General features: G+C 43.2%; 33 protein-coding genes. 9 read left to right on the top strand and 24 right to left on the bottom strand.

Features of this window, described 5'->3' with window-relative positions:
- The first annotated feature begins 17 nt into the window (after nucleotides 1–17).
- The 6 genes from GX654_12710 to GX654_12685 all read left to right on the top strand — a co-directional run bounded on the left by GX654_12710 (nucleotide 18) and on the right by GX654_12685 (nucleotide 4,259).
- Entirely contained in the window at nucleotides 18–1,007 is a 990-nt protein-coding gene (locus GX654_12710; protein NLD37720.1) for a hypothetical protein, read from the top strand.
- A gap of 214 nt (nucleotides 1,008–1,221) precedes the next feature.
- On the top strand, nucleotides 1,222–1,869 hold the full coding sequence (locus GX654_12705; GenBank protein ID NLD37719.1) for a DUF480 domain-containing protein: 648 nt from the start codon (nucleotides 1,222–1,224) through the stop codon (nucleotides 1,867–1,869).
- 27 nt (nucleotides 1,870–1,896) lie between these two features.
- A complete protein-coding gene (locus GX654_12700) occupies nucleotides 1,897–2,556 on the top strand; it encodes a hypothetical protein (GenBank protein ID NLD37718.1) in 660 nt (219 codons plus the stop codon).
- Nucleotides 2,553–2,858: an antibiotic biosynthesis monooxygenase gene (locus GX654_12695; protein NLD37717.1), complete on the top strand. Its 306-nt coding sequence runs from the start codon at nucleotides 2,553–2,555 to the stop codon at nucleotides 2,856–2,858. The genes GX654_12700 and GX654_12695 overlap by 4 nt, the downstream gene beginning before the upstream one ends.
- Before the next feature lie 11 nt (nucleotides 2,859–2,869).
- Nucleotides 2,870–3,130 (top strand): hypothetical protein, encoded by a 261-nt coding sequence (locus GX654_12690; protein NLD37716.1) that lies wholly within the window; start codon nucleotides 2,870–2,872, stop codon nucleotides 3,128–3,130.
- A gap of 16 nt (nucleotides 3,131–3,146) precedes the next feature.
- The gene (locus GX654_12685; GenBank protein ID NLD37715.1) at nucleotides 3,147–4,259 is read left to right on the top strand and encodes a hypothetical protein; all 1,113 of its coding nucleotides are present in this window, start codon (nucleotides 3,147–3,149) and stop codon (nucleotides 4,257–4,259) included.
- Nucleotides 4,260–4,655: 396 nt separating this feature from the next.
- Here the strand turns inward: GX654_12685 and GX654_12680 are convergent, their stop codons facing one another.
- Nucleotides 4,656–5,057, bottom strand: coding sequence for an MmgE/PrpD family protein (locus tag GX654_12680; protein ID NLD37714.1), 402 nt, complete (start codon nucleotides 5,055–5,057; stop codon nucleotides 4,656–4,658).
- Between the two features lie 183 nt (nucleotides 5,058–5,240).
- Between GX654_12680 and GX654_12675 the strand changes: the two genes are divergently transcribed.
- Nucleotides 5,241–6,281, top strand: coding sequence for a ParM/StbA family protein (locus tag GX654_12675; protein NLD37713.1), 1,041 nt, complete (start codon nucleotides 5,241–5,243; stop codon nucleotides 6,279–6,281).
- Nucleotides 6,282–6,969: 688 nt separating this feature from the next.
- Here GX654_12675 and GX654_12670 read toward each other — a convergent pair.
- From GX654_12670 to GX654_12650, 5 genes are all read right to left on the bottom strand, one after another.
- Complete coding sequence (locus GX654_12670) at nucleotides 6,970–7,380, bottom strand: hypothetical protein (GenBank protein ID NLD37712.1); 411 nt, start codon at nucleotides 7,378–7,380, stop codon at nucleotides 6,970–6,972.
- A 159-nt stretch (nucleotides 7,381–7,539) separates the two neighbouring features.
- The gene (locus GX654_12665; GenBank protein ID NLD37711.1) at nucleotides 7,540–7,788 is read right to left on the bottom strand and encodes a hypothetical protein; all 249 of its coding nucleotides are present in this window, start codon (nucleotides 7,786–7,788) and stop codon (nucleotides 7,540–7,542) included.
- Nucleotides 7,789–7,827: 39 nt separating this feature from the next.
- Nucleotides 7,828–8,094: a hypothetical protein gene (locus GX654_12660; GenBank protein ID NLD37710.1), complete on the bottom strand. Its 267-nt coding sequence runs from the start codon at nucleotides 8,092–8,094 to the stop codon at nucleotides 7,828–7,830.
- A gap of 31 nt (nucleotides 8,095–8,125) precedes the next feature.
- Nucleotides 8,126–8,575, bottom strand: coding sequence for a hypothetical protein (locus tag GX654_12655; GenBank protein NLD37709.1), 450 nt, complete (start codon nucleotides 8,573–8,575; stop codon nucleotides 8,126–8,128).
- A 12-nt stretch (nucleotides 8,576–8,587) separates the two neighbouring features.
- Nucleotides 8,588–8,806, bottom strand: coding sequence for a hypothetical protein (locus GX654_12650; protein NLD37708.1), 219 nt, complete (start codon nucleotides 8,804–8,806; stop codon nucleotides 8,588–8,590).
- Between the two features lie 246 nt (nucleotides 8,807–9,052).
- Here GX654_12650 and GX654_12645 point away from each other — a divergent pair, with 246 nt between their 5' ends.
- The gene (locus GX654_12645; GenBank protein ID NLD37707.1) at nucleotides 9,053–9,574 is read left to right on the top strand and encodes a hypothetical protein; all 522 of its coding nucleotides are present in this window, start codon (nucleotides 9,053–9,055) and stop codon (nucleotides 9,572–9,574) included.
- Nucleotides 9,552–10,166, top strand: a complete 615-nt coding sequence (locus GX654_12640; GenBank protein ID NLD37706.1) for a hypothetical protein — start codon at nucleotides 9,552–9,554, stop codon at nucleotides 10,164–10,166. The genes GX654_12645 and GX654_12640 overlap by 23 nt, the downstream gene beginning before the upstream one ends.
- Nucleotides 10,167–10,373: 207 nt before the next feature.
- Here the strand turns inward: GX654_12640 and GX654_12635 are convergent, their stop codons facing one another.
- The 18 genes from GX654_12635 to GX654_12550 all read right to left on the bottom strand — a co-directional run bounded on the left by GX654_12635 (nucleotide 10,374) and on the right by GX654_12550 (nucleotide 25,972).
- Nucleotides 10,374–12,335 (bottom strand): FAD-dependent oxidoreductase, encoded by a 1,962-nt coding sequence (locus GX654_12635; GenBank protein ID NLD37705.1) that lies wholly within the window; start codon nucleotides 12,333–12,335, stop codon nucleotides 10,374–10,376.
- A gap of 220 nt (nucleotides 12,336–12,555) precedes the next feature.
- Nucleotides 12,556–12,813 (bottom strand): type II toxin-antitoxin system RelE/ParE family toxin, encoded by a 258-nt coding sequence (locus GX654_12630; GenBank protein NLD37704.1) that lies wholly within the window; start codon nucleotides 12,811–12,813, stop codon nucleotides 12,556–12,558.
- Nucleotides 12,800–13,030 (bottom strand): CopG family transcriptional regulator, encoded by a 231-nt coding sequence (locus GX654_12625; protein ID NLD37703.1) that lies wholly within the window; start codon nucleotides 13,028–13,030, stop codon nucleotides 12,800–12,802. The genes GX654_12630 and GX654_12625 overlap by 14 nt, the downstream gene beginning before the upstream one ends.
- Nucleotides 13,031–13,277: 247 nt before the next feature.
- On the bottom strand, nucleotides 13,278–13,460 hold the full coding sequence (locus tag GX654_12620) for a hypothetical protein (protein NLD37702.1): 183 nt from the start codon (nucleotides 13,458–13,460) through the stop codon (nucleotides 13,278–13,280).
- 275 nt (nucleotides 13,461–13,735) lie between these two features.
- Complete coding sequence (locus GX654_12615) at nucleotides 13,736–14,374, bottom strand: site-2 protease family protein (GenBank protein ID NLD37701.1); 639 nt, start codon at nucleotides 14,372–14,374, stop codon at nucleotides 13,736–13,738.
- 167 nt (nucleotides 14,375–14,541) lie between these two features.
- On the bottom strand, nucleotides 14,542–15,090 hold the full coding sequence (locus GX654_12610) for a LemA family protein (protein ID NLD37700.1): 549 nt from the start codon (nucleotides 15,088–15,090) through the stop codon (nucleotides 14,542–14,544).
- A gap of 5 nt (nucleotides 15,091–15,095) precedes the next feature.
- On the bottom strand, nucleotides 15,096–15,764 hold the full coding sequence (locus GX654_12605) for a hypothetical protein (protein ID NLD37699.1): 669 nt from the start codon (nucleotides 15,762–15,764) through the stop codon (nucleotides 15,096–15,098).
- A gap of 608 nt (nucleotides 15,765–16,372) precedes the next feature.
- Nucleotides 16,373–17,245: a hypothetical protein gene (locus GX654_12600; GenBank protein NLD37698.1), complete on the bottom strand. Its 873-nt coding sequence runs from the start codon at nucleotides 17,243–17,245 to the stop codon at nucleotides 16,373–16,375.
- A 112-nt stretch (nucleotides 17,246–17,357) separates the two neighbouring features.
- Nucleotides 17,358–19,085, bottom strand: coding sequence for a transposase (locus GX654_12595; GenBank protein ID NLD37697.1), 1,728 nt, complete (start codon nucleotides 19,083–19,085; stop codon nucleotides 17,358–17,360).
- A gap of 91 nt (nucleotides 19,086–19,176) precedes the next feature.
- Nucleotides 19,177–19,563, bottom strand: coding sequence for a hypothetical protein (locus tag GX654_12590; protein NLD37696.1), 387 nt, complete (start codon nucleotides 19,561–19,563; stop codon nucleotides 19,177–19,179).
- Between the two features lie 78 nt (nucleotides 19,564–19,641).
- The gene (locus tag GX654_12585) at nucleotides 19,642–20,406 is read right to left on the bottom strand and encodes a hypothetical protein (GenBank protein NLD37695.1); all 765 of its coding nucleotides are present in this window, start codon (nucleotides 20,404–20,406) and stop codon (nucleotides 19,642–19,644) included.
- Between the two features lie 166 nt (nucleotides 20,407–20,572).
- On the bottom strand, nucleotides 20,573–21,070 hold the full coding sequence (locus GX654_12580; GenBank protein NLD37694.1) for a hypothetical protein: 498 nt from the start codon (nucleotides 21,068–21,070) through the stop codon (nucleotides 20,573–20,575).
- Nucleotides 21,071–21,224: 154 nt separating this feature from the next.
- Nucleotides 21,225–21,536: a helix-turn-helix transcriptional regulator gene (locus tag GX654_12575; protein ID NLD37693.1), complete on the bottom strand. Its 312-nt coding sequence runs from the start codon at nucleotides 21,534–21,536 to the stop codon at nucleotides 21,225–21,227.
- A 120-nt stretch (nucleotides 21,537–21,656) separates the two neighbouring features.
- On the bottom strand, nucleotides 21,657–22,085 hold the full coding sequence (locus GX654_12570) for a VOC family protein (GenBank protein ID NLD37692.1): 429 nt from the start codon (nucleotides 22,083–22,085) through the stop codon (nucleotides 21,657–21,659).
- Between the two features lie 169 nt (nucleotides 22,086–22,254).
- Nucleotides 22,255–23,172, bottom strand: coding sequence for an MBL fold metallo-hydrolase (locus tag GX654_12565; GenBank protein ID NLD37691.1), 918 nt, complete (start codon nucleotides 23,170–23,172; stop codon nucleotides 22,255–22,257).
- 4 nt (nucleotides 23,173–23,176) lie between these two features.
- Nucleotides 23,177–24,073, bottom strand: coding sequence for an HDOD domain-containing protein (locus tag GX654_12560; protein ID NLD37690.1), 897 nt, complete (start codon nucleotides 24,071–24,073; stop codon nucleotides 23,177–23,179).
- A 124-nt stretch (nucleotides 24,074–24,197) separates the two neighbouring features.
- The gene (locus GX654_12555; protein NLD37689.1) at nucleotides 24,198–24,968 is read right to left on the bottom strand and encodes a 3-oxoacid CoA-transferase; all 771 of its coding nucleotides are present in this window, start codon (nucleotides 24,966–24,968) and stop codon (nucleotides 24,198–24,200) included.
- A gap of 11 nt (nucleotides 24,969–24,979) precedes the next feature.
- Nucleotides 24,980–25,972 (bottom strand): CoA transferase subunit A, encoded by a 993-nt coding sequence (locus GX654_12550; protein ID NLD37688.1) that lies wholly within the window; start codon nucleotides 25,970–25,972, stop codon nucleotides 24,980–24,982.
- Nucleotides 25,973–26,414: the final 442 nt, after the last annotated feature.

Raw genomic sequence — 26,414 nt, 5'->3', positions numbered from 1 at the left:
CTTGATTTGAAACACGTATGGAAATAAAAGCCTTTATAGATTCCCTGAAGAAACAGGGGGAAATACTTTTTAACGAAACATGGAAGACCAGCCTTATCCTGTTCAAGATCGTTATCCCTGTCAGTATCGCTACAAAGCTTTTAACCGACTGGGGTGTTGTGGATTATATTGGTCTTTTCCTAGGGCATGTTATGCAGTATGCCGGTCTTCCCGGGAGCATGGGGGTTGTATGGGCAACTGCCATGTTCTTAAATCTTTATACTGCAATCCTTGTATTCTCCTCCATGGTACTTATTGAACACCTTACAGTTGCACAGGTGACTATTCTTGCAACAATGATGCTTGTAGCCCATAGCCTGCCAATAGAACTGGGGATTGCTCGTAAAGCAGGGATAAAATTGTGGTTTATGCTTGTTTTCAGGGTGTTGGGTGCTTTTGTTTCAGGGATACTGTTGAACCAGATGTATCATTATACCGGTTTACTCCAGACAGAGTTTATTGCTGTATGGAAACCGGAGAGAGTTGACCCCTCATGGGGAGTATGGGCAATAGCCCAGTTAAAAACACTGTTATCTATCTATATAATAATCCTCCTCCTGCTTATTACTGTAAGATTATTGAACTGGCTTCATATCACCGATCTCTTAGGCCGTGTACTCAGGCCGGTCCTCAAAATGATGGGTATCAGCAAGGATGCGGTTCCTGTTACCATAATTGGCATGACTATGGGTATTGGTTACGGGGGAGGTCTGATTATCCGTGAGGCCCATTCAGGCAGGCTATCTGAAAGAGAGATATTTTTTTCACTATCTTTTATGGGGCTGATGCATAGTATGATTGAGGATACCCTTTTAATGATATTCCTGGGCGGGCATGTTTCCGGTGTACTGTTATTCAGGTTTCTTTTTGCCATGCTTGTTATTTTTTTAATGGTGAGACTTATGAGACGGTTTTCCGATGAGAGGTTTTATCGTTATTTTTTCAGGTCTCAGAGGGGCGCCTTATAATATTCAGATTGATATTTTAGCCGGAATCTGTAATCGTTATCATAGTAAAATAGGTATTATGTGAATCCCAAAAAAGGCGTAATGATGTTGGAATATAAAAATTAAAAAAAAATGTCGTCATACCCGCGCAGGCGGGCATCCATTTTTTATTTGCCATTGTGGTATTGACAATGGATTCCCGTTTTCACGGGAATGACGAATAGGGTTAGATAATATGGATATTTTACTCACAAATGAAGAAATCAGGGTTCTTGGTTGCCTTATGGAAAAGGAGATGGCAACCCCTGAATATTATCCCCTTTCCATTAATGCCCTTATTAACGCTTGTAACCAGAAGTCAAACCGTGATCCTGTTACATCCTATTCGGAAGGTATGGTAGCAAGTGCTCTTGAGGGGCTGCGCAAAAAGAAACTCGCAATGGAAAGCAGCGGGAGCAGGGTGGCAAGGTATGCCCAGACCTTTTCAAATGAGTATACTTTAAAGCGCAGTGAAGGGGCTGTAATGTGTATCCTGTTTGTACGAGGCCCCCAGACCATGGGTGAAATACGCAGCCGCACAGATAGGCTTTATCCCTTTGCAAGCCTTGAAGAGGTACAGGTGACCATATCAAATCTTGAGAGGGTGGGTCTTGTAATTAAACTCGAAAGGCAGCCGGGCAGAAAGGAACACAGGTATGCCCATCTTTTAGCCGGAGAACAGGATATCGAGACTCATGAGGATATTACACAACTTGATGCCGCTCAAAAGAGCCCAGATGATGAGGATAATCTGAACCTGTTAAAGGATGAAATTACCATGCTGCGGGAAGAACTTTCAGACCTTAAAAAGGAGTTTGAGGCATTCAAGGCACAGTTTGGCTAACATTTAAAAGAGAAAGTAGATAATAAAATGCGAGAGTATGAAAAATCAGGTAGACAGGGCGAAAAAGGCAGGATAATTGTAAAACGCAGGCCCCGCCCCGAACAGGTAAAGGAAGAGATTAAAGAAATTGAACCAGTAGAGTTAAGGGTTGGGGAACCAGTTGATCTTGTAATAGGTGAGATCACCCCCATGGGATACAAGGCTATTGTGAACAGTAAGTACCTTGGAATGCTGTATAAAAATGAGATTTTCCAGCCATTGAAACTGGGGCAGGAGATAAAAGGGTATATTAAAAGGATCAGGGAAGACGGTAAGATTGACCTCTGCCTGCAGAAGCGGAACATTGAGGATATTGACCTCCTTTCTGAAAAGATATTGAAAATCCTTAAAGAAAACGGGGGCCGCCTTGATATCTCGGACAAGACACCCCCTGAAGAGATATACAGCATGTTTGGGGTGAGTAAAAAGATATATAAAAACGCAATAGGCTCCCTGTACAGGAGGCGTCTTATAACGATTGATGATTATTCAATAGCCCTTGGACAGAACAGGGATCAGGACAAGTCTAAAAGGCAGGGAAAGAGGGGCATGGCTGAAAGACCTAACAGGCAGGGAAAGAGAAACATGGCCGAAAAGCCTGTAAAGAGATTTCGAATAGTGGAAAACAAAAAAGGAGATAGAAGATGATAAATGTAATTGCAACAGTTCACGTTAAAAAAGGTAAGGTCCAGGAATTTTTAAAACTATTCAAGACTATTGTTCCAAAGGTGAGGGCAGAGAAGGGGTGTATTAACTATTTTCCCGCTGTTGATTTCAAGACAGGGCTTCCTCCACAGGAGCTGGATGAGAATATGGTAACTATAATGGAGAGGTGGGAGAGCCTTGAAGACCTTATTAACCATATATCAGCCCCATATATGGCTGAACATCTTGAAAAAGAGAAGGACCTCGTGGAAAAGAGCTCCATAAAGATACTTAAGGAAGCCTAGAAAAAGTAACAATGGAAGCAAAGATATTTGAAACAATAATGTTGTTATGCTTTGGCCTTGCCTGGCCCTTTTCCATCTACAGGACATGGAAAACAAAGTCATCAAAGGCCAAAAGCATGTTTTTCCTGTGCATAGTATTAGTGGGTTATGCCTCCGGGATCATGTTTAAGATATATGGCCGTATGGATGAGGTTATCTTTCTCTATATCCTGAACTCAGTTATGGTTTTTATAGATATGATGCTGACCTTGAAATATAGAGCAAAGGGTTAGGGCTGAGTGATTTTTTGTGAAGACTAAAAATTCCCAATGTCAAGGGCAGCCCCCGATCTTTCAGAAAATAATCAGCAAATCCATCGTGACCGAATTTGTTTTTGCAACCTGTCTGCCACGCTCGATGCCCTACCTTAAACGCGAACTTGCGCGCACGCGCCCTGATTTACGGCTGGCATACTCCAGGCCCGGATTGATCACCATGCGCACAGATGCAGTGCCATCTGGCCTTAACACACCAGAGCCGCAGGCCGTTTTTGCGCGGGCAACCGGGCGCTCACTGGGCTTTGCTGACTCGCTTGATCGCATTGTTGAATTAGCGGGATTGATCGCAGCCCCGGAAATCCGGGTTCACGTATTCGCGCGGGACCCTGTAAAGCCCGACGATCAGCTCCCAGACTATGAGGGGATAAGAAAGTGGAGAGAAAGCATCCGCGGGCAATTCGGTACCAGAGTATTAGAGGGTGATGATGCTAAACCAGGTGACACAGTGCTCGATGTAGTGCTTCCGCCACCAGGGGTAACCGATCCGATCCTTGTTGGGTGGCACATGCATGACCCCTGGCGCGGGGCGGAACCCGGTGGTGTTTGTCAGGTTCCTGTTCCGCCGGACGTACCTTCGCGGGCCTATGCAAAGATCGAGGAGGCGCTCAACTGGTCAGCTCTTCCGCTCCATGAGGGTGATGTCGTAGTGGAAATAGGGTCTGCTCCGGGCGGGGCAGCAATGGCGCTACTGCAACGTGGAGCCAATGTTATAGGCATCGACCCCTCACGCATGGATCCCCGTGTGCTCGACTGGCATGGGGCACGCGGAACTTTCCGTCACGTCAGTAACTATGCCGAGCGCCTGCGCACACGCGATCTGCCTGCACAGGTAGACTGGCTTGTGCTCGACGCCAACATCGCACCGCATCGTGCCCTAGTTGCGCTCAAGCACCTGATGTCACTGCGCGGGAACTCTGTTCGCGGACTGTTACTCACACTTAAGCTCCACGATGAAGGCGTTATCGAGGATCTTCCAATGTTATTTACTAAGATTCGTGAGATTGCAGGCGCTGTTTCATTACGCGCAACCCAGCTCCCGAGTGCACACCAGGAAGTGGTGGTGTGGGTCCAGCGCCTGATATGATGCATTTCTATTAGATTATTGGATGTCCCCTGGTCTCACCTTAATATTCTTGGTGATGCGTGCCCATAATCCTGTTAAATATCAAGGGCAGACCCTGTTTCACTGTACCGGTAAATTCTTCAGTTCAATGGTCCACTTTTAATCAGTACACAGGCCGCACTGTTCACCCACGAAGCGGGCAGCAGTTTTTGAATCACCGCGCAATTGCCAGTTAAGCCAGTCCACCGCCACCTGCTTTTGATCAATGCATTCGAAATACGGGCTGCCCTCACGGGTGTTCTCAGCCAGAGCTCAGTCAATGGCTTTGGTGAGGTCCGATGTTTTAGCGTGGAAAAGGCTTTTGCTCCGTGGCAGGTGCATGTGCGCCAGGGCCACTCAGTATGCAACCGGATGCAATCACCAGATAACCGTAGGACGCCACCTCGAGCAGGTGAAAGCGGGTGCTGGCAGCATCATCCGAACAGCCGCTATTTCCGCATGGCTTTGCCCACAGCAGGGATAGGGTTTAAAACCGATTCGTTCTGTTTCAAATCTTTCGCCCAGCTCCTTAATAAGAATTTGAGGGTCATAATCCCCTCCATGGTAGACATTATAAAATCCGGCTTTACCTTCGAGACAATTCCTGATCCCGGAAATACCTTTTTCGGCCATTATACTGGCAGTAACACCACCTTTTTCTGCCAATCCTGCTGCTACTGCCTTGGCAAAAAAGCCGTCGTGGATGGATTGCATATTGCCTGCGCATTGATTGTAAGCAATACCCAGGGCGCTGAGCATTGCTTCATTGTCCAGCTTCATTAGTGAGGTCTATGTTTTTATTCTTTTACTTAAAAGGGCATCGCCCGCTTTTTCATTCATACAGATTTATCCTTGACAACCTGATGTAATTCTGGGGTATAATTTCACAAAAAATATGAACCTATAGGTGCGCTTGCGCAGATGTTCGTGTATAATTTTCACCTTTGGACCGGGAGGAGTTAAATGGATGTTGTAGGAGTTGATATCGGATTCGGTTTTACAAAAGCCACTGATGGTAAAGAGTCTATTCTGTTCAAATCCGTTTTAGGGGAAGCGGCTGACATCCAGTTCAGGCTGCCCATAGTAAAGAACGAGGCTGGCCCCTGCATGCATGTCGAGATGGATGGTCGGGCCTATTTCGTGGGAGATTTCGCGGAGCAGCACTCCGATACGCGAGAGTTTACCCTCGATCAGGAGAAGCTTCTTACCGAATTCAACAAGGTCCTGACTATGACGGCCATAAGCAATCTATTCGATAGCTATGCCAACGTCAATCTCGTAACCGGACTTCCGGTCGGCTTCTACAAAGAAGATAACCAGCGCCTGATGAAAATGCTCAAGGGGATTCATGAAATCACCTTTCATAAGGGCGACGGAACAAGCGAAAGCAAACGGGTTAATATCAACAACCTGAAGATTCTCCCACAGCCACTCGGCAGCTTTTTAAATCTGCTGATGAACGAATCCGGTAAATTTATAAATCGTGAACTTGCCAAGCAAAAAATCGGCATCATCGATATCGGTTTCCGGACGACCGATTGTTGTGTTTTCCAGGGGATGGAGTATGTTCAAAGAGGAAGCAGCACCTTCAATACCGGGATTTCCGAGAGCTTCAGAGCCATCGCCAAAAAGTTGCGCGAAGAGAGCAATGTAGACATCGAGCTGTACCGGCTTTACAAAGCAGTTGAAACCGGATTAATCAGAATCCGGGGCAAAGAGTACAACATCACAAAGCTACGCGATAAGGTGTTCGAGCATTCGGCCAGCATAATTGCTACCGATATTGCGCGCCTGTGGGCTAACGACTGGGATATCGATCTAATTATCATCAGCGGTGGCGGAGCCATGGAACTGGCGAAATACCTGCGGCCTTTGATTTCCGGCAACATTATGCCTGTTGAAACCAATATTGACGCCCGCCTCAACAATGTGCAGGGCTACCTGAAATATGCACGCTATATTTGGGGAAGTTCCGAGCCACCTGCAGAGCCGGTGAAAAAATAACGGCCTCACCTGCTGTCACCGACTGTGTAATGCAGGTAAAGAGTGACGCTGTAAGGTTATAAGGTTGATGCTATAAAACCTCGCACCTGGACCTGATGCAGGCAAACGTATTGCCTGAAAAATGTAAAACCTCGAACAGCCATAATGTGTAGTTCGTAGCTGGCGGTCTGCTGAAAGGGAAGCTTGAAAAAATATCCATGTGACTGAAAAATTGAAAGAATCACTGCTCTATAGATATGGGATAGCTAACCCTGTATTTGTTCCTGCCACAAACATGGAGTTGATTTTTTCAACAGTCCTTTTCAGGTAATTTTAATGCAATAATTTTAATAAGGAGTTATTTAACAGGAACTACAACAGAACTTTTTACAGTGTTGCAATAATGCCTCAATATAATTGCATAAGTTTGTGATACAGATACATATGGATTTTGAGTTATTTGATAATGAATACCTGAACCTGAGCGGCAGTGCTGGTATACATTCAGGCCAGGATTGACTCTCTGGAAAAAAGCTGAACAATGGGGAATTTCGGTGTCGTAGGTAAAAAGGTAAATCAAATAAATATTTATACCAATTTACCTGCGTACACTTGTCCGCGCTCTTTCATAGTCCATAAGGGCACAGGCAAGTTTGCTCTGGAATAGAAAATATGTAGATACGCCCGGCCGGGCGTATCTACGTGTGGTCTAATGGTTGTATCTGATTGCGCTGCTCTTCTGATCACGTGAGAACTGAGTCAGATAGTCCCACGCTATCATGGCGAACTGTGGATACAAGGCATGAATCAGATCTGCCGTATAGTTTAGGGCGACCATGGGAACACCCTGGCTGTTATTCAGATACCATATGAAATTCCTGTATTCATCATTCAATAAGGTTTCGGACCATGCATCTGCCCTGAATCCGCACTTCGGGTAGGCTTTGAAGTCGTAGCTTATCTGGTTCATGTTATTGAAGAGCAGGAACTTATTAAGAAGCACCTGTGAATTGTCTGAAAGGCTCCCGTCTTCAGGGTTTATATTGGGCTCAAGATCATGGGCGCTGGTCAAATACATGAATGGCAGGTCTATCTCTTTGAACTTAATTAAAGTGTCCATCCAGAAAGCATTATTTTCCGGATTAAAGTTTCATCATAAATAGAATGTTTATGTATGGACACTATCGATCTTTTAATAACAGCCTTTATACTAAATTGTTTTAGCCTGCCTTTCTAACTATAATAAAAAGCTAAGCTGATATTCAACTTTTCTTCAATACTATTTATTTCTGATAATCAGCATCGCCACATATGGAACAACATTGAAAACAATCCAGATGATTTTGTACAAACCTAGTAACGAATAATAGGCCATGTTAAAAAAATCACGGGATATCGGGAATAACTTGCCTTGAGTAGAGTATGCCAAGTCAAGACCTGCAATGCCTATTATTAGCGAGAGAACCAATAAGACCCCGTTTATGATGGTGCACCACATAAAAAATGCCGTTACTTTTTGAATGTTCATGACAGCCTCCTATTTTTAACTAAGGGATTGATAAATATCCTAAAGCACCTCCTCAACCGGTACAATATTTACCTTTTCAGCTTTAAAATCAAGTTTGTAGTTCTCAATGATTTTGTCCTCATTGAGAATATCTTCCGGTTTCTCCGCCTGATACACCATTTTTGATGTGGTGTTGTTTATCAGGCGGTTTTTCATCTCCTCAGCATCCTTTGTAATAAAAACAAATTTCACATCTTCGCATTGCAGATACTTTTTTATAACCCTGTTGACATCATCAAGGGTAATCCTGTTGAGTGCGCTTATCATGGTTTTAGTGAATTCGCCTGTGCCGTAAAAATCACTGTCCAGTGCATAACCAAGCTGGCGTCCCTGGGTTTTGCTGAGAAGATTGACAAACTTGGTCAGGTAGAATTTTTTTCAGCTCAAAATCCTTTTGACTTTTCTCCTGTTTTATCAGTTTATCCACATGTATCGTGCCTGTGAATACAGTAATCTCCTTATCCACCTGACTGTTCAAGCCCGCTGCCATAGGATAAATGGCCCGCTGTATCTCCTTGTAGTTCATTAACCTGCTGCCCGCTTCGGTTATCATGGATGCGGTAAGCCGGGCAAGACCTTCCTTGCCTTTTGGATCACTTGTAGCGTCGGTATTGAAGAGTATTCTGAAATTTACAAGTGGTGATTCTGATTTGAGCAGAACGGTTTTTATTTCAGGTAATGCCAGTTTCTCCATCTCCACAAGTCTATCGATAGAGCCTGTTTCAATTTCTATAGAATGCAGGGCCATGAAATACCACCATTAGCAACGGTAATGTGGGAGAGTGCCATTCCAGATGTTCATATATTGGCCCTTTTGGCTCCGGCTCCTGTTGAATATCGGAAGCATAATTACCTCGCTCCCAATCTCCCCAGTTTTTTCAACCACTTTAAATGCCATTTCAGTCTGCAGATCACCAGCCATGGTTTCTCCAGATACAGTTAATGTAAATAAACATGCAAAAAAAGTATTAATGGACATAATTCCTCCAGGGTTTATTAGAAGTATATTATTTAAGAAAAATGTGGAATTGATTCCGGTTTATACATCAACCGGTTAAAAGTTACAAACCTTATAAACAGGTCAAAAAGGTATGCTAAAGAATCCCGGGCATACCCTGTATTGTTCAATCGGGTTGCCATAAATGCAGGATAAATAATAGTCGACTATCCTGATATAGCTGTATTATAAAGGCTATTATTTTTTCACCAGATATCCTGAGATATTATGACAGACATTCAAAACAGGAAACACTCTTCCATATTGATTTTAGCATCGCTGGTTACTGCCGCTTTGTTAACTGTACTGGTTTCACCATTTTCATTCGGGGCCTGCCCAAAGCTACCCCAGCCTTCTGGGAACACAATAACAGTTGATACTGTAGAGGAGATCTGGAACGCGGTAAACAGCGCCGCTCCGGGAGACATGATCCTTGTAGCAGACGGGAAATATAATCTTGGCGCAACAGGTCGTTACATATGGATCAATGTCGCAGGTATAACCATTCGTTCCCAGAGCGGAGACAGAGAGAGTGTTATTTTTGATGACCAGTACCAGGGCTCAGAGGTAATTACCATTGCGGCCTCTAATGTTACCATAGCAGACCTGACTATTAAGCGGGCCAGGACACATGCTGTTCATGTTACTTCTTCCGGGTCGGCTGATACCCTGAACACCCTGATTTACAATGTAAGAATTATTGACTCGGGGCAGCAGGGATACTTTAGTGGAGAGAAACATATTCGTTGACAATGCCAGGGCTGTTGGGTTCGGGCTCACTGAAAGTGGAGAAGGCCGAACTTACATTGATAATCCGTGCCCGAATGCCAACGGTTACATGGGCCATTTCGGAGGAATAGTCAGAAACAATTTTATATTTGCCTCAAACCCGGCACTTTTTGCATCGGAATCGGGTGCGGATACAGGAATTGCCCTGTGGCAGTCATGCAATTCAAAGGTATATCATAACTCCCTTGCCTTTACCGGAACACCTTTTAGCGCGATTGAATATCGGTTCAGTAATACACAGGCTGATATAATGAACAATCTTACCACTCATAACATAATGCAAAGAAATAACGCCAGAGCGAATCTGGCCGGAAATCTGCAATCACAGCCGCTTGCTCTTTTTGCTGATGGCATTTCAGGTGACCTGCATCTGAGTAAAACGGCCACATCAGCCATTGACATGGGAATCGATTTAGCAGAAGGGCAATGCGATGATGATATTGATGGTAACCCAAGACCAGGTGGAGCGGCCAGGGATATAGGCGCTGATGAAATCGTTAGTACAGTTAAGAAACAGAATAATACATTGCCTCTTATGCTTTTGCTGGAGTAGTGTTAATGAACCGGGTTTCCAGGTTTTTTTAAAAAAATTAAACATGAAAGATCAGTGTTCATCTGTGTAAATCCGTGTCCTGTGAATCCTGATATCAACCTTAAGCGATAAACCTCTTTGCGATGCCCGACTTTTACAACCCATACTGTACCTGATTTTGAATGGAATAAATAATTTTAAAGCGAACATCCTGGCTGACCGTGTGGGTTAAAATCTCCCAATCAGCCTTGAAGCAGCGTATGCGGTGCTGGTTGCGTAAAGGATGTTTGCAGCCTTCCGGCATTCGCCGATCATATGGAAGTCCTTTGAAGAGAGGCTGAATTTCAAGGCTTCATCATAGAGAGGTTTCATACCGACGGCAAGAATGACCGCGTCGGCTCTATAAAATATCTCACCATCCTGGCCAAGGCATTTTACCCCGTCATGGGTGATCTCAATAGCCTTTGCATTAAAGTGGATCGGTATATTTTTCTGGGCTATCATATCGTTAATAGCCATCTTGTGCGTGCTGTTGCCGCCGTCGCTGATATCACCGAGCATTTCTACTATTTCTGCGTCGATTCCAAAGTCTTTAAGGTATATGGCGAGTTCTGTACCGACAAAACCAGCACCTAAAATTACAACTTTTCCTTTAACAAGCGAGGGGTTTTTATACACATCTATCGCCTGATACACGTTATGGTTGTTGACACCAGGGATATCGGGCGTTTCTGGGACAGAACCCACAGCCGCAATGATGACATCCGGGCCTTCAGCTAGCGCGTATTCCGGTGTCACCTCTGTATTGAGCCTCAGGTCAATACGCGATTTCGCTATCAACGACCGCTGCAAGAGTATGTAATGATGCAGATCCTGCTTAAACGGCACTTCAGCCTCGCACAATATTTTCCCACCGAGTTCACCGCTCTTTTCACACAAAACTACCTCATGCCCGTTTTTGGTCGCGGTTATAGCCGCCTGCATCCCGGTGATACCGCCCCCGATCACGAGTACACGCTGTTTCAAAGGCGTGGGAAGTGCCCTGTACACCTCGCGTTCCCGGCCTATTTCAGGATTGATGGCGCAAACGAGGTCTCCGTGAAACACCCCTTCCGCAAAACAGTTAAGGCAGCGCATACATCTGCGTATTTCATCGACAAGACCGCGCCGAACCTTGTTTGGGAACTCAGGGTCGCAGACAAGCTCACGGCCCATATAAATAATATCTGCTTTACCCGTTGCCAGGATCTGCTCCATCTGATAAGGATCGCTCAAGCCGCCTACAGTGGCGACCAGAGATTTTTTTACATGCTTTTTGACCGCCGCTGCGTATTCAACGTTCACGCCATGCGGGTAAAACATGCTGACATGGGTGCGCGACATTGTTTCGGCCCCGAATCTTTGTATCGCACCGACTGAGACGTGGATAATATCCGCGTGCCCGTCGAGCTGTTCGGCGATCCGGCAACCCTCTTCAATGCCGTAGCCCTCCTTGACTATTTCCGTACCGCTGATGCGAATTTCCACGGGGAAATCTAAGCCGCAGCGCTGCTTTATTTGATCAATTGCCATGACAGCAAATCTGCAGCGATTTTCAGGGCTGCCGCCCCATCTGTCTGTTCGGGTGTTTATGGTTGGTGACATAAACTGCTGCAGGCCAAAGCCATGGGCGCCATGCAGGCATATCATTTCAAAACCGGCATTTTTAGCGGCAAATGCAGCATTTCCAAACTCGTTTATAATCTGGAGGATCTTATCCTCAGACATTGCTGCGACTTTCTTGCCAAATGGCAGGTCCATATCAACCGGCCCCCAGGCGGGTTTATCTCCTCCAGTATACATACGGGCATGGATGCCCGCAAAGCACAGCTCTAAAACAGGGACAGCGCCCTGACGCTTAACAGCGCTTGCCAGACGTGCGTAGTTATAATTGCTCATCCGGGTGATCTCACGGGGATACGGCCCTTCCCGATAATCTTCAGGGTCCACGTCGGCCTCTCCGTATGTGACTGCCGCAGCTCCGCCCATCGCCTTCCTTTCAAAATATGCGACAGATTCAAGGGAAGGTTGACCATCGGATATAATATCAGCAGAGTTAACCGGTGCAGCGAACATCCTGTTACGGAACAGTACATTTCCTATTTTCAGTGGGGATAAAAGGCGCGGAAACGATTCAAATGCATTTACCATAGTAAATCACCCTCCTTTTTTAATATACAGGTTGGGTTACTCGAAGCAACCCAACAAAAATATTGCATTAATGTAATCTTTAAAACTCAACAGCGTTCCACAAGAAACTAAGTAATTAAATTGACCGCTGAGTTATTTAGTTTTTATGGAGTTCTTTGTTCTCATTGGAAACAAAATTTCCAAAGGATTGTCCTGCTACACTAAATTCTGATATCAACCTTTAGCGATAAACCTCTTTGCGATGCCCGACTTTTACAACCCATACTGTAAGTTCCTGATCTTGAATGGAATAAATAATTCTATAGGTGCCCTGGCGGATGCGATACTTCTCCTGACCGGAAAGTTTCTCACAGCCCTGTGGTCTTGGTTCTTGTGCAAGCGTTTCTATGCGCGTGAGGATTTTCTTTATATCTTTTTTGGGGATGGAGCGAAGGTCTTTTTCTACGGATTCTTTAAAGAATATTTTATATTCGCCCATCTTTTTTAAGCCTCTTCACCATCGCTTCATAGCTGATGAGTGGTTCTTTTGCCCTATCTTCAAATGCCGCGATATCTTCCGCATCTTCTGCGAGAGATTCCTTAATAGCATCATTGACCAGCTTTGATAAAGACTGTGATGTCTCAACGGCCTTTAACCTCAGGGCTTTGTGTAATTCCGGATCTAAGTATACTGTGGCTCTCATTGCTGTTCCCATAATATTACCTCCATAACGTTGTGTAACTATAGCACCATAACGGCATAGTGGCAATTATATTTTTTAAAGCGAACATCCTGGTTACACCGGAACCTGACCCATTGAGCCACCACGATATCTTTTGCTTTAATCCATTTAAACTCAGAAAATCTACGGTCCACAAATAATTTCTCCAATTTTGCCTTTTCCATTATTTCTTTTTCCTTATTAACTTAATTGATGATGGTTGATTTCTAAACCCGCTTTATCACCCCATGATACCGCCCATCGCCTTCCTTTCAAAATATGCGACTAAATCAAGGGAAGGTGGACCATCAGATACAATGTCGGCTGAATTAACCGGTGCAGCGAACATCCTTTTACGGAACAGTACATTTCCTATTTTCAGCGGGGATAAAAGGCGCGGAAACGATTCAAATGCATTTACCATAGTAAATCACCCTCCTTTTTTAAAGCACAAATTCTCTAAATTTCAGAACAGGCTATTTAATTCCTCTGATAATGATCAAATTATATTCACAACACAATTATATTTTTCTTCTTCTGTCCTTCCTAACAGCCTACAGTCTATCATCCTGTTTTACAAACTGATCATTGTAGAGAGTTATTTAGTTTTATGGATGACCATGTTTTCAATTATCTTTTTAACTACGTTATATCCACTGATTATTTTATTATTGAAGGATTGTCCCCCTATACGTCCCTCTATACATTCCCGCTTAACATGAAATTCACTAACCAGATCAGCACTGCGTTGAACACTCTCCAAACAACCGGAAGATTTATGAAGATAATCAAAATAATAAAACCAACGCCAGTCCGGCCGAGATTTTCATATCCGCTCCGTAATCCCTGAGGCAGCAGGTATTTGAAAAGATGGCTGCCGTCAAGCGGCGGGATGGGAATCAGGTTGAACATGGCAAGGACAATGTTAAGGAGTGCAACCTTCAGCAGCACATGCCCGGCCAGTTCTGCCTGGGCCCACCCTGAAAATAATAGAACCACTTTTAGCAGCAGGATCATCACTACTGCGATCAACAAGTTTACGGCAACACCGGCAACCGAAACGCAGATGTCTCCCAATACCTTTCGCCGGAAATTATAGGGGTTTACCGGAACTGGTTTTGCCCCGCCGATGATAAAGGAACCTTTTGAAAGGATATAGGCAATGACCGGTATAACAACAGTCCACGTGGGGTCAATATGGGGGATCGGGTTTAAGGTAAGACGACCCCTCTCTTTAGCCGTCCTGTCTCCGAACAACAGGGCGACATAGCCGTGCGCCATCTCGTGGAGCACGATACTTTCAACCGACAATATAATTATGAAAATGGTTGTTATCATTTTGATCCTTCACAACACGTGGAAAACGATACGCCTGAAGTATTAATATCCACGCTTATTCTAGTAACTGCTTTCATTTGTATATACTAAAATTTCTCAATCTTTGATACTGAAAATAGAAAATTTGAATTATTAAGGAGTCCGCTTCCACCTTTCCCTTTTATGGCCTAAAACTCCACACGGGGAACAGCCCGTTGTGCTTCGTCGTCCAGTTCAAAATACTCGCGCTTCTGAAAACCGAATATATTTGCAATGATATTGGATGGGAATACCTCGATCCTGTTGCTCAAGTCGCGAACGTTTCCGTTATAAAAACGTCGGGTGCGCTGGATGCGGTCTTCCGTGTTGGAAAGTTCCTTTTGCAGTTCGAGAAAATTCTGATTGGCCTTCAGGTCGGGATAACTCTCAGCCAGTGCAAACAGTTGCCGGAGACCGCCGATAAGGATGTTTTCATCCTTTGCCTGCTCCACAGGAGTCCCGTTGTTGGCCATCGCCTTATTGCGCGCCTGGATAACACCCTCCAGCACCCCTTTCTCGTATGCTGCATATCCTTTGACCGTCTCAACCAGATTGGGGATCAGATTGTATCGACGATTTAGTTCAGTATCGATATCCGACCACGATTCACCGCAATGGTTTTTGACGCGTACTAGGCCGTTATACATTGCCACTATAGAAATAAGTACGATAAGACCCAATCCAAGTAAAATGAATATACCCATCATGATATTTCTCCTTTCAATTCACGCATAAGATAATCAGGTAAGAGGCCGAGTAAATTCTTAATGACTTTAAACGCTTCATCAAATTCGGCTATTTTAAATTTACGATTACGATAGGCCATGACATACGACCCTTGGAATTCCAGTGTGTAACGCGGGGCTTGCAGCAGGTACTCCATCGATTTCTGGTGGAGCACGTCATAGGCCCATTTTTTATCCGGTGATTTTACATAAAACTCGCGGCTGAACTCAGCCGACTCGAAATCTATATCGTCAAATCCCGCAAACTCGGTTATTTTATCAATAAAATGTTCAGTGCGTATAAAAAGTTGTTTAAGGGGGAGCCTCGTGTTGACCATTAACGCCGAAAAAGAATGGCGGCTCTGATTTTTTCCGCTGCCGGTAGTGTAATGATAATCGAACGCGCAGACCCACGATCCGTGATATACGCCGGTCAGGATATTTTTGGCATAGCGGCTGTGCCCTTTATTCAGGCAGGAATATTGAGGGAATTCATCATCCATACGGCTTTCTTTTTGGGTGAATTCCAAACCGTTACGTTTTCCCCATTCACTCATTTCCTTCGTACGTTCATTCGCCTGAATGGCGGTGAAAACGATAATAACAATGACGACTATAAAAATAAGGATTAGAAAGAATTGTTCCAAATGGGGCGCTCCTTGAAATAGATATTCTTTTTTTGTTATAGCTCCAAAAACCTGTTATCCCTAAATTATAAAAACAGAAAAACACATCATGAAAATGCCTGTCAATAACAATTGCGATAGTCATGGTATATACTGGATTTTGATTTTTTACAGATACAAAAAATAAAAACATCCGTTTCTGTACCAAACAATGTCGCAGGTTTTACTGTAATCAGTCAACATTTAAGATTCGAGATTCATAATAATGCTCTGCTACCAGCCAACTCCGTTCGTCATTCCCGCCCCGCATAAAATGCGGGATAAACTTAGGCGGGAATCCACTTTTAATTTGGCTTTTCCTAACAGCCTACTGTCTAAACTGCCTCAGCATTCTTGAATAATTGATCATTGTAAAGCGTTACTTAGTTTCTTACGGACGTCCCGCGAAACTTACAGTCACCTTTTTTTAGTATGCAGGTTGGGTTACTCGAAGCAACCCGACAAAGAGGTTAATTTCATCTTTAAAACTCAAAAGCGCCCCACTTCAAGAAATATCTCCATAGGCCTGATAAACCTATATCTCCACATAAATGGATTTAGTAAAATGTGTAGGCATGACACCAGTTTCTTTATTTTTCCTCAATTTTACCTTCAACGTTAAAGGAGACCAAAGCCCCTAAGTCAAGGTCCATGTAACTTCTTATATCAAAACCGGGATGCCTTGGAGAGTTCTCGAGCATAGACCAAAGTGTCTCAAGAAATAGAAATAACGCTTTGGCAGGGTCGACTTCTATTGTCATATTATTTTCATCTGTTGTAGCGGTAAAATTATTCCCATAGCCCTCATCTGTAGCGATTGAGAGCCATCTTTGAACGTTATCGCCTCTACAGACTATGAGACCTTTATCAAGGGAACACACAATAAAAGGGTTATGATGTAAATAGATTGGAGCAAACTTTTTGTCTGAAGTACTCGGTAATGTAGAAAACCATTTTAAAAATGTACTAAAGTTTGAGGTCTCTGATCGATATCCAAAAATACAATGAATTGGGGGTAGATGAACTATTTGATCTTTCTTTGTACGTGACTCCCAAAAAGGAACTAGTAGAGGATAATAAGCTAGTCTTCGAAAGTCTTTTTCATTTTCTAAAGCGATATTTACTTGTTGCTTTGTAAATTGAGTTTTAACTTCAATGACCGCATATACCATCTCGATAGGATATACTTTTCGAAAATATCTAGGGAGACGATTATCATAAATAACTATATCACTTTGACGACTAGTTACCCCATTCCTATCAATTATTAGGACATTTGATTCAACACCATATTGTGTGGGGAGGAATTCTCTAATGACGTCAGCTAATGCATTCTCATTTTCAGAACCCTTAAGCCCTTCATGAGGCAAAATCCTATTAAACAATAGAGCATCAGCTTCTAATTTATTATAGACAGCACGAAAATACCGATTTAAAATTTTTTTGTCTTGTGTTTTAGTCATTGTTTATGTTTCCAAAGGGGTGCCGCTGCAAGGTTATTAGGTTAAATCGAACCAACCTTATAACCGATCCCTGAGAAATAAGTGCCTTTTTTTGAAGAACCGTCACATAAAATTATACGTAAAAAACTCGTTCTTTGAAAAAATGATATCCGAATAATATATTGAACAAATATTGTATTCCGATCCTAAGTATGGATAAAAAGCTGTATAATGGCCTTTTGGAGGCCTTCTGGGCCCTGGCCCATCTCTTTATGTTACATGCTATCAACTTACAGGCTATTGCAAAGCACACTTTCGCTATCCTGCGTACACGAAGCTTTGCCAGACCATGAACCCGTTTGAGCTCAGAGTTGGTGGCTTCGATCCCTGCACGGATGCTATACCGCTCTTTCCATTCAGGAGTTTTCTGAATGGAATACATTTTATCCCGCAGGATAATTCCAGGGGTAACCTCAAGACGAAAATTACCGATAGTGTCTCGTGGTCTACATCCCTTACTGCGGTGGTTTGGTGCCCTTACAGGGCAACTGTCAATCTGACTGCACTTACGACAGGTATCTCCATTAAATATAGCATGAAGAGATTTTCCCTTTTTATTATTATGGCTGAGCATCCTGTGATCTATCGGGCTGTGCCCCATAGGGCATTTGGTTACAAATCCTTCTGAGTTATAATCAAAACTATCTCTGCCTGTAATTTTGTCAGATAAGGGGCCACGGTTGACTGGGGCAATGAACTCCACTCCCTGTTCTGTTATTTTTAGTGCTGATGGAACAGAGGGATAACCGCCATCAGCAAAAAGAGTTTTAGGTTTTAGCCCGGCATCATCTAATCTCTCTACAACTGAAAGGGCCTTTCCAATGTCTGACCTGCCAGCCCCGTGGACTTCATAATCAGTGATCATTTCAGTCTTTTGTGAGTTATTACATGTCTCGGTTATATGAACGCTGTATCCTGTGCCCTTGTGTCCAAAGGATGCATCAGGATCATAGGGAGATTGAAGGTTTGTACCTCCTTCCAGCGTCTTCTTAACCTGAATTTTTGATGACCCTTCATCTGTTTTTAGGTCGCTTTTTAACTCACACTGTTCACTAAAGAGTCTATTCAGGAGTTGGTATGGTTCACTGTTTATTACTTCATTATCATGTTCAAAGAGCATGATAAGCTTGTATAGATAGCAGGCCAGATCCTGTAGCTTATCCCTTTGTTCAGAAGGTCCCAATCCGAACCAGCCTTCCGGATCAGTTGTATGCCATTTTTGTATTGCTTCAGGAATTTTTGAAAACTGGTCTTCATTAAGGCTTTTAAGAAAATTGGAGATAGTATCGGAAAACAGGGATAGTCTTCCCCTGATTCTTATGTTTGAGATAACATGTGTTGAATCGACCCTCTGATCACCAGTAGAAAGGCCAAGCTTCTTTAAGGCATGATTCCTTACTGTGTCGAATACATTGCGAACCAGTTTCATCTCTGGGTCTTTGGCGGCTAGTCTTCTGCGGAACTCAACCAGTGACCTTCGAGACAGGTAATCTCCTTCGTCACTTATGTCCAATGCATACCGCCACCTAATATCGAAACTGAATGTATCAAGGGCTTGTTGATCGCTCAAGTTGTTAAACTCTTGCAGCAGGCATAAACCAAGCATGCGTGCAACGCTGAAATTGGGGCGGCCTGTTTTGCCATACAGTATGGCATACTGATCTTCATTCTTGAACAGTATCGGTAAAATCTCTGTTTTAAACAGGTGCGCCCAGGAAGTTTCAAGACGGTTACGCAGGCTGGCTGATAGCTGTGTGCCTACACCAAATAACTTTTGTTGGGGGTTGGTTTTTTTGTACATGATTTTTTCTAACACATGCTTGTACCATGCGCAAGAGTTACTTCTCAGGAATCATAACCTAACAGCGTCTCCTTTAACGTCCTTCCACACTTCAATATCCAAATTTCATAGCCCATTCTGAAACAAGTTCACTTAGCCTCTCTTCATAACTTTCAGCTTCATAATAAGATATAATCGTTTCAATTGCACCTACTACATCAACACTCTTCATCCCATACATATCTTTTGAAATACATCCTAATGAGGAAAAGTATGATTCGATATCCTCACCAGTTTCTAAAGCATCCTTTGATCCAGTAAGTGAGAACTCAAGCTCATTAATAAAATGCTGAATCGAACCTGGTAACATCTCTCTCAAGCTAAATCTTGTTATTTCATTCCACTCAGTTTCAATATCCTCTATAACCGTTTTAACACCTTCCTCATCATTTATATCAGCAGCAACTTTTGCGCTGAGAACAGCCCACTCAGAATCCAAAAGTGGGTACTCTCGAATGCTCTCCACAGCATCATCAAGTTTATTCCTAAGTTGATCATCTTCGAGTATCTCTTTGACTTACTGGATTGTCTCCACTTCAGCTTCTTCAAGATTCAGCATCCAATCATGGAGTGACCACTCATATAAATCATCATCATATTTTTGCTTATAGAGTAAAGCTAATTTTTGAGAGGATATGGAATCAGTATCTTTTATATCTTCAGCTTTTTCTGCGGGTTTTTCCAATTCATCTCTTATAAGCTGGGCATGCTTATCTATTGCCGCAAGTTGGTCTGATAACACCTTAGTAAACTCTGATATTATTTTTGGTGGATTCTTGCCATAAATGTCTTCTCTCGAAAGTCGTCCCCAAGTATCTTGTGATAGTGTCCGGATCTGTATTTCACATGGTGTCCCTTCAGTGTTTCCATGTCCAAAATGACGTGTGGTCGTACGGACATGGATTGCCCTATAGCCATCTTCTCTCGGATTGGACACCATGTCGTAAACCTTGATGTTATCAAACAACCCGGTTTCATGCTTAAGCATTTCGACTACTGATTGTGCATCAGAAAGATTATTACAAACAATCCTTAGACCTATGATATCAATAATTTTTTTAAATGCTTTCGAAGGTGAATAGCCACGTTTAACTGCGGTTTTCCAAATCTTTGCAGGTCTCTTAATCCTTGAATCAGTAATCCGGGCTCGGGTTCCCTCCATCCTATTTCTTTGCTTTAGCCGTAAAAGCAATATTTCCTTGAGGGATTCTAATTCTGATTTCAGATCCTCTTTCCTTTGATAATATTCATCTAAAAATTCCTGTGGGACATCTTTTTTCATGGATCAGCTCGATATGGAAAAATGTTTTCTATATTGAAAAGGGGTTAAGTTTACCTTTGACTCTTGGCATTTTCAATAATTACAAATACAAAAACGTCCATAAAAAGTAAATATCTCCTTCTTCATCGCTATATTCCTTTTCACCATATATTGCACCATCTTCTTTTTAGGAGTATTTATATTTCTCTTTTATTATGCGATATTTTGTCATAAGCTTATGTAATTGTCTTGTACTTATTCCTGCTATTTGAGCCGATTTATTGATTGAACCTTTGCAAATTTCTAAAAGGTTAGAAATATAATCCCTCTCAAATTTTTCTATTACCTTCGCCCGTTCCTCACTTAATGTTCCCAATGTTCCGACTATGAAATCAGAGTTTTTAATTTCTTCAACGCTTTCAATTTGTAAATCTTTATTAAGAAGTAGGGTAAGTATGCAGTATAAAAATTTGGAGTCAGGGTTAAACCATTCCCCATTCAATCGGTAAGACTGAAAAAAGTTATGAAGCTGTGCTTCTTTTTCGGGAGTACCCTCAATACTTCCCAATAGTTTCAATTTTTCAGGGCTTGCCTTTTCCAGTAAAGAAAGTCGGATTTCAGGGTCTTCTTGAGTGTAGCCAATATTAATGGGGCCAGAATGACCTTGCTGAATAAAACAAATCAATTGCTATCCTCCTTTTTTCTACTTCTCACTTAAATCAAAAAATCTCATGTCTGCCTTTGACTCTTGCCATCTTCAATTCAACCCAGGCGGACAAGTATTACAAATCAAAAACGCCCATAAATAAGTAAATAACTCCTTATTCATCGCTATACTCTTATTCACCATATTTTGCACCATCTTCTGCTACTGCATATCTGTTTGTATCTGTTTTCCGCTCAATTTTGACCTGAACTGTTGCACCCAAAACTTCTGCTACACGGCGGAGCATACTCAAAGAATGTCCCTCATAAGACGGTGATTCCAGGCGGCTGACCTGCTGTTGAGAAGTTTTAAGGCGCTTTGCTAATTCTTTTTGGGATATACCGGCCTCTTTACGAAGGGCCGCTATCTGCAGGGCAATTTCCCATGCATCTCCAGCCTTTTTGAATCGTTCGGTAAAGTCCTGGTCCTTAAGCTGGGTTTCCAGGTATTTATCGAAATTTGTTTTTTATTTCATGCCTTAAACCTCCTCAGCCAATCCTGCATTCGATCTGCGCGACCTGATGAATATCAATGTGGCAGTCTACTGGGTGTTTTTACAGTTGTTTTAAGCCTGCCGCGGTGGTTGGTACCACACACCCCAATTAACCCCGAATTGGTCCAAAACACTGCCGATATACCCCCAGGGATAGTCGGTCATCTCCGTAATTGCTCTGGCCCCCTTTGCCAGTCCGTTAAAAATCCTGTCAGCTTCTTCTTTACTGTCAGGTAAAACACCGATGCTCATCATGTTGCCGGGAGATAACTGTTTTATATCGGCTTCAGGCGCGTCATCCCCGCCTATAATGACATTACCCAACTGTAAAGCTACATATGCTACTTTACCATGTTCTTCTTTAGGAGAGTTGGCTTTGGTATATGGGTCATCCCCGATTTTGATGAAGTCTATAAACTCCCCGCCGAATACGGATTTATAAAAGTTGAATGCCTTTTCGCAGGTTCCCGGAAACCTTAACCCGATGCCCGTTTTTAACATTGTTGTTCCTCCAAAAATTGATTCAAAATTGAAAATTCAATACTTAATATTTCCGCCTGCGTTAAATAAAAATGGCAGGATAAAATGGTGGTCAGGGAGGTCAGAAGTCAGAAGTCAGAAAACAGGGCACAGGCATGACTAAAATTCAAGTCCTGGCTTTCACACTATATCAGATTACTATCTCCTCACCCTCACGTGCAAAAAATACCTCCATGCCTGAATCCTTTTTAACAGTACCCAGTTTTTGAGCAAGCTCATCTATCTCTTTATCAGTTCTTAGAGGCTCATGATGAAACAGGGCGAGTCTCTTTACACCGGCCCTCTCGGAAGAATCTATTGCGTCTTCTATTGATGTGTGCCCCCAACCCCTCTTATTAGATAGATACTCTTCTGTTTTATACTGGGCATCATAGATGAGCAGATCTGATCCTGAAAAAAAATTTTCAAGACGCTGATTTTCTTCTCTTGCTACCTCTTCTCCCTCTTTTGCCATGCCTTCATCATAGGATGGGTCATCAGGGTCATTACAAAACACATTTTGAAAGGGCTCGGTATCATAGGCTGTGCAGAAGATTTTACCCTTATATTCGAAGCGATAGCCAAGACATAGTACAGGATGATTAAGATACTTTGTGGTAAGATTTATCCCATCCCCCATGTCCAGTTTTTCTTCCTTAAGACTGATATACTCTATTTTGGCTGCAAGCTCTGCCTGTCTTACAGGAAAATAACGATAGGTCAGCTGACCTCCAACTGCCTCTGCCAGGGTCTCATCCTCATATGTTACTGGTCCATATACCTTTAAATGGGCGCCGGGGATATAAATGGGCGTAAAGAAGGGGAATCCCATAATGTGATCCCAATGGGTATGGGTCAGAAGGATATCCGCCTTTATCCCCTTCTTTACTATATCCCGCTTCATTATATCATTGCCAAGCTCCCTTATACCGGAACCTGCATCTATAATAATGAGCCTCCCTATCTCCTCAAACCATATTTCCAGGCAGGAGGTGTTTCCACCATATTTTACTGTATTTGGCCCCGGACACGGGATAGAGCCTCTTACTCCCCAAAACTTTATTTTCATATGCCTACTCCTTTTCACTGGTCAGCTGCAGGAACACCCTGGCTTTTTCTATCTCGTCCAGCACTGTTGTATGAATCTCCTCGATAGCCTCCCATTCCACGCCAACAAGGTTAAGAAATTTTAACAGTGTCTGGTCTCTTGGAGCTCCATCACCCGCTGATCCGGTTTCAAATTTATTCGCGCATGCGTTTGCCAGGGCTATGATAGAAACCATATTGCGGTTTTCTTCTTTAGCGCCTTCCGGATTGTGGTGAAAAAAAAGACTTTCTTTCATGGAATCACCCAGTTGCCATTTTTCCGCTATCATTTTGCTGACTTCCATATGGTTGATCCCCAGGACTATCTCTTCAGTCCTGTACAAAGGGAGTTGTTTAATAGAGGCAAACTCCAGGGATTTTTTATAGATTTCAGGAAATCTGTTGTTTAACGGGATCTTGCCCAGGTCATGGAGAAGGCCTGTTAAAAAATATTCATCTCTCAGAGACACGTGGACTCCAAGCTTTGCTGCAATTGATCTGGCTGTAACTCCGACACAAATGGAGTGAGTCCAGAATAGTTCCATGGAAAGTCCTCCTGAGAGCGCATCCTTTGTCAGGTTTTCCAGTATTGCCGTGCTTAGGGCAAGATTTTTGACCGTATTCAGCCCCAGCATGATAATAGCACGGGTAAGTGATGCTACCTGATCCGGCAAGGAATAGTAGGCCGAGTTAATGAGCTTTAAGACCTTGCCAGCAAGAACCGGATCAAGTGAAATTACCTTGTTTAGATCACCCGGAGATGTTGTTGGACTGTTACATATCTCAAGAACCTTTGATACGGTCGTGGAAAGGCTTGGCATCTTTGAGATATAGGTCTGTATCTGCTTGATCTTTAATCTTTTATCTTCGGTTAATTCTTCCATAATTCAAAAACAAAACAATGAAAAGGGGGCAAGATTGCCTTTGACTCCTGACATGGACGAGGACGCAGATAAAAAGGTAAAAATAAATGTTTGAATTACCTTTTTACCTGCCCTGCTTTCCAAATTACCTGCCTATGACATACCTTTCCGGGTCCACCTCTTCCCTTAGTATCCTCAGCTCTTCTGCTGTAGGCGGCGCGGTTTCAATTATCTTATCTGCCTTAAGGAGTTCGAACCCGCAGTTTTTCTGCACATCTTCCACAGTATATCCGGGGTTTATGGATATTATACGCATCCTCTTTGATACGGGTTCAAAATCCATAACCGCCATATTGGTGATTATCCTGTATGGGCCGCATCCCTTTGGGAGCCCGGCCTTTTCTCTTGCGTCATCGCCGGTAAGGTAGCCCGGTGTTGTTATAAAATCACATTTTTCCACAAAGCGCCTGCTGTCCTGAGGGGTTACCACCATGGTTCTCCAGCATAAGGAGGCAAAGTCGTTTGCCCCGCCGCTCCCCGGGAACCTTACCTTGGGTCTGTCATGATCAAAACCGATCTGGGTTGAATTTAAATTTCCGTACATATCTATCTGTGCGCCGCCAAGAAAGGTGTAATCCACTGTTCCCCTTGCGCAGGTTTCCATAATCTGTACCATACCACTCGCCATGATCCCCTTGTAAAAGGTCCTTGAATCTCCAACAGAGATCGGCATTTCAGGCAGCAGAGGTGCAACGCCCCCTGCCTCAAAAACAATTAATAGATTAGGCGCGTGGGTCTTCTGGGCAAGCATGGTGGCTGCGCATGGCACGCCTGTTCCAACGCCTACAGAAGCGCCGTCTTCCAGTTCACGTGATGCAACACATACCATAAGTTCCATTACATTATAATCAGGCATATTTATTCCTCCTATCTTTCCTGGGCCAAAATTAGTAGTTCTTTTTGCCTGAGTTTCATCATCTTTTCCATCCCGCCGTTAATGCTGATGTAATCATAATGTGATTTACAGTTATAAATATTTTTGTCCAGAAATTCTTTAAAGGTATCAGGATCCTTTTCCACCTTCATCCATTCCCTGAGATGCTCTTCATCGGAAAAATACTCATATGCCATATTGCCTGGGTAGCTCCCGTACGGCACTTCACAGACCGCGTCCACAAGATAATATGGGATTACTGTTAGATTGGGCTCTCTGCGGATTTCATCACTGTGGATAATGCGCTCAGTGGTAATAATCAGTCTCTTCGCAGCCCTCGCAACATCAAGGTCTGCTATGGTTATTCCCCTGATCTGAGAGTTGCCGTAAATATCACATGCATGCACGTGAATAGCAGCTACATCGGGATATAGCGCCGGAACGGCTAAATAAGATTCACCGGTAAAGGGGCATGTGATTACCTTGCCTGCACCGTATTTATATGTTTCAGTGCCAAGCGTTGTTCTTATGGGGAGAAAAGCTACCCCCATCCCTGCCGCCCTGAACCGAGCTGCAAGACCGTAATTGCTCCATTCGGTTACGTCCACTTCGCCGCTCTGCAGGTAATTACGCGCATTGGGGGAAAGCCCCCTGGCCTCAAGACCCACCACATAGGATGCGTCAAGCTTGTTAAATACCTTTCCGGCCGCTAAAATCTCAAAATCATGGGTTGCAGTGTGGCCGGCAAACCCCATGTTTTTTCGTCCCTGCCTCAGGATCTCATGACATACCGCCGTGGGAATCCTGTTTGCGCCGAATCCGCCAATGGCCAGATATTCCCCATCATGGACGAATTTTTCGACGGCCTCTTTTACCGTCATGACCTTGCTTTTCATTTCCCTTGATTTTTTTCTAAAAAATGCACGGGCATTATCCGGATCAGGGTCTGTGAAAAGCGTTCCAACACCATTTTCAAAAGCTTCCATTTATCAACGACTCCTTTCCTCGTTTAATGAACAAATATTAAATTTTATCCGTTAAAAACCGGGGTCTTCCTTTGACAATAGAACTTTTACAATCTGCAAGGAGCAGAGATTTATTTAAAACGAGACCTGTATCCACCTTTGTATGAAAGCTTCAGTCCTCGCTAAAGCTTCGTCCTGACAAGATGGCGGACAAGAGACAATAAATTTTTTTAACCGAAAAAATAATTGGTTAGGTGTAAGATTAATTGTTTGAAAATGCAAGAGAAAAGATAGAGGTCAGATATCAGAGTTCGGAGGTCAACAGGCTATAGGCTTTAGTTGCTATGTATAAAAGGAGTTAACACCATAAATAAATTAGGCTACCCTCTTTCTTATTAATATTAACGTGGTCGCCAAGCGCCACAAATTTACAAACGAAAGAGAGGTAGCCAAATGAATAGCC

Source organism: Desulfatiglans sp., from assembly GCA_012513605.1.
GTDB lineage: Bacteria > Desulfobacterota > DSM-4660 > Desulfatiglandales > HGW-15 > JAAZBV01.
The sequence above is the reverse complement of the archived record's forward strand: the minus strand, read 5'-3'. Positions and strand labels throughout refer to the sequence as shown.

Excerpts from the sequence above, each read along its gene's own strand:
- GX654_12595 (NLD37697.1), bottom strand. The coding sequence starts at position 19,085 with ATGTACAAAAAAACCAACCCCCAACAAAAGTTATTTGGTGTAGGCACA.
- GX654_12625 (NLD37703.1), bottom strand. The coding sequence starts at position 13,030 with ATGGGAACAGCAATGAGAGCCACAGTATACTTAGATCCGGAATTACAC.
- GX654_12710 (NLD37720.1), top strand. The coding sequence starts at position 18 with ATGGAAATAAAAGCCTTTATAGATTCCCTGAAGAAACAGGGGGAAATA.
- GX654_12635 (NLD37705.1), bottom strand. The coding sequence starts at position 12,335 with ATGGTAAATGCATTTGAATCGTTTCCGCGCCTTTTATCCCCACTGAAA.
- GX654_12655 (NLD37709.1), bottom strand. The coding sequence starts at position 8,575 with ATGGCCCTGCATTCTATAGAAATTGAAACAGGCTCTATCGATAGACTT.
- GX654_12560 (NLD37690.1), bottom strand. The coding sequence starts at position 24,073 with ATGGAAGAATTAACCGAAGATAAAAGATTAAAGATCAAGCAGATACAG.
- GX654_12705 (NLD37719.1), top strand. The coding sequence starts at position 1,222 with ATGGATATTTTACTCACAAATGAAGAAATCAGGGTTCTTGGTTGCCTT.
- GX654_12700 (NLD37718.1), top strand. The coding sequence starts at position 1,897 with ATGCGAGAGTATGAAAAATCAGGTAGACAGGGCGAAAAAGGCAGGATA.
- GX654_12645 (NLD37707.1), top strand. The coding sequence starts at position 9,053 with ATGACAGACATTCAAAACAGGAAACACTCTTCCATATTGATTTTAGCA.
- GX654_12550 (NLD37688.1), bottom strand. The coding sequence starts at position 25,972 with ATGGAAGCTTTTGAAAATGGTGTTGGAACGCTTTTCACAGACCCTGAT.
- GX654_12565 (NLD37691.1), bottom strand. The coding sequence starts at position 23,172 with ATGAAAATAAAGTTTTGGGGAGTAAGAGGCTCTATCCCGTGTCCGGGG.
- GX654_12660 (NLD37710.1), bottom strand. The coding sequence starts at position 8,094 with ATGATAAGCGCACTCAACAGGATTACCCTTGATGATGTCAACAGGGTT.
- GX654_12650 (NLD37708.1), bottom strand. The coding sequence starts at position 8,806 with ATGTCCATTAATACTTTTTTTGCATGTTTATTTACATTAACTGTATCT.
- GX654_12555 (NLD37689.1), bottom strand. The coding sequence starts at position 24,968 with ATGCCTGATTATAATGTAATGGAACTTATGGTATGTGTTGCATCACGT.
- GX654_12620 (NLD37702.1), bottom strand. The coding sequence starts at position 13,460 with ATGGTAAATGCATTTGAATCGTTTCCGCGCCTTTTATCCCCGCTGAAA.
- GX654_12665 (NLD37711.1), bottom strand. The coding sequence starts at position 7,788 with ATGAACATTCAAAAAGTAACGGCATTTTTTATGTGGTGCACCATCATA.
- GX654_12675 (NLD37713.1), top strand. The coding sequence starts at position 5,241 with ATGGATGTTGTAGGAGTTGATATCGGATTCGGTTTTACAAAAGCCACT.
- GX654_12570 (NLD37692.1), bottom strand. The coding sequence starts at position 22,085 with ATGTTAAAAACGGGCATCGGGTTAAGGTTTCCGGGAACCTGCGAAAAG.
- GX654_12615 (NLD37701.1), bottom strand. The coding sequence starts at position 14,374 with ATGATAACAACCATTTTCATAATTATATTGTCGGTTGAAAGTATCGTG.
- GX654_12630 (NLD37704.1), bottom strand. The coding sequence starts at position 12,813 with ATGGGCGAATATAAAATATTCTTTAAAGAATCCGTAGAAAAAGACCTT.
- GX654_12585 (NLD37695.1), bottom strand. The coding sequence starts at position 20,406 with ATGAAAAAAGATGTCCCACAGGAATTTTTAGATGAATATTATCAAAGG.
- GX654_12690 (NLD37716.1), top strand. The coding sequence starts at position 2,870 with ATGGAAGCAAAGATATTTGAAACAATAATGTTGTTATGCTTTGGCCTT.
- GX654_12680 (NLD37714.1), bottom strand. The coding sequence starts at position 5,057 with ATGAAGCTGGACAATGAAGCAATGCTCAGCGCCCTGGGTATTGCTTAC.
- GX654_12670 (NLD37712.1), bottom strand. The coding sequence starts at position 7,380 with ATGGACACTTTAATTAAGTTCAAAGAGATAGACCTGCCATTCATGTAT.
- GX654_12695 (NLD37717.1), top strand. The coding sequence starts at position 2,553 with ATGATAAATGTAATTGCAACAGTTCACGTTAAAAAAGGTAAGGTCCAG.
- GX654_12600 (NLD37698.1), bottom strand. The coding sequence starts at position 17,245 with ATGACTAAAACACAAGACAAAAAAATTTTAAATCGGTATTTTCGTGCT.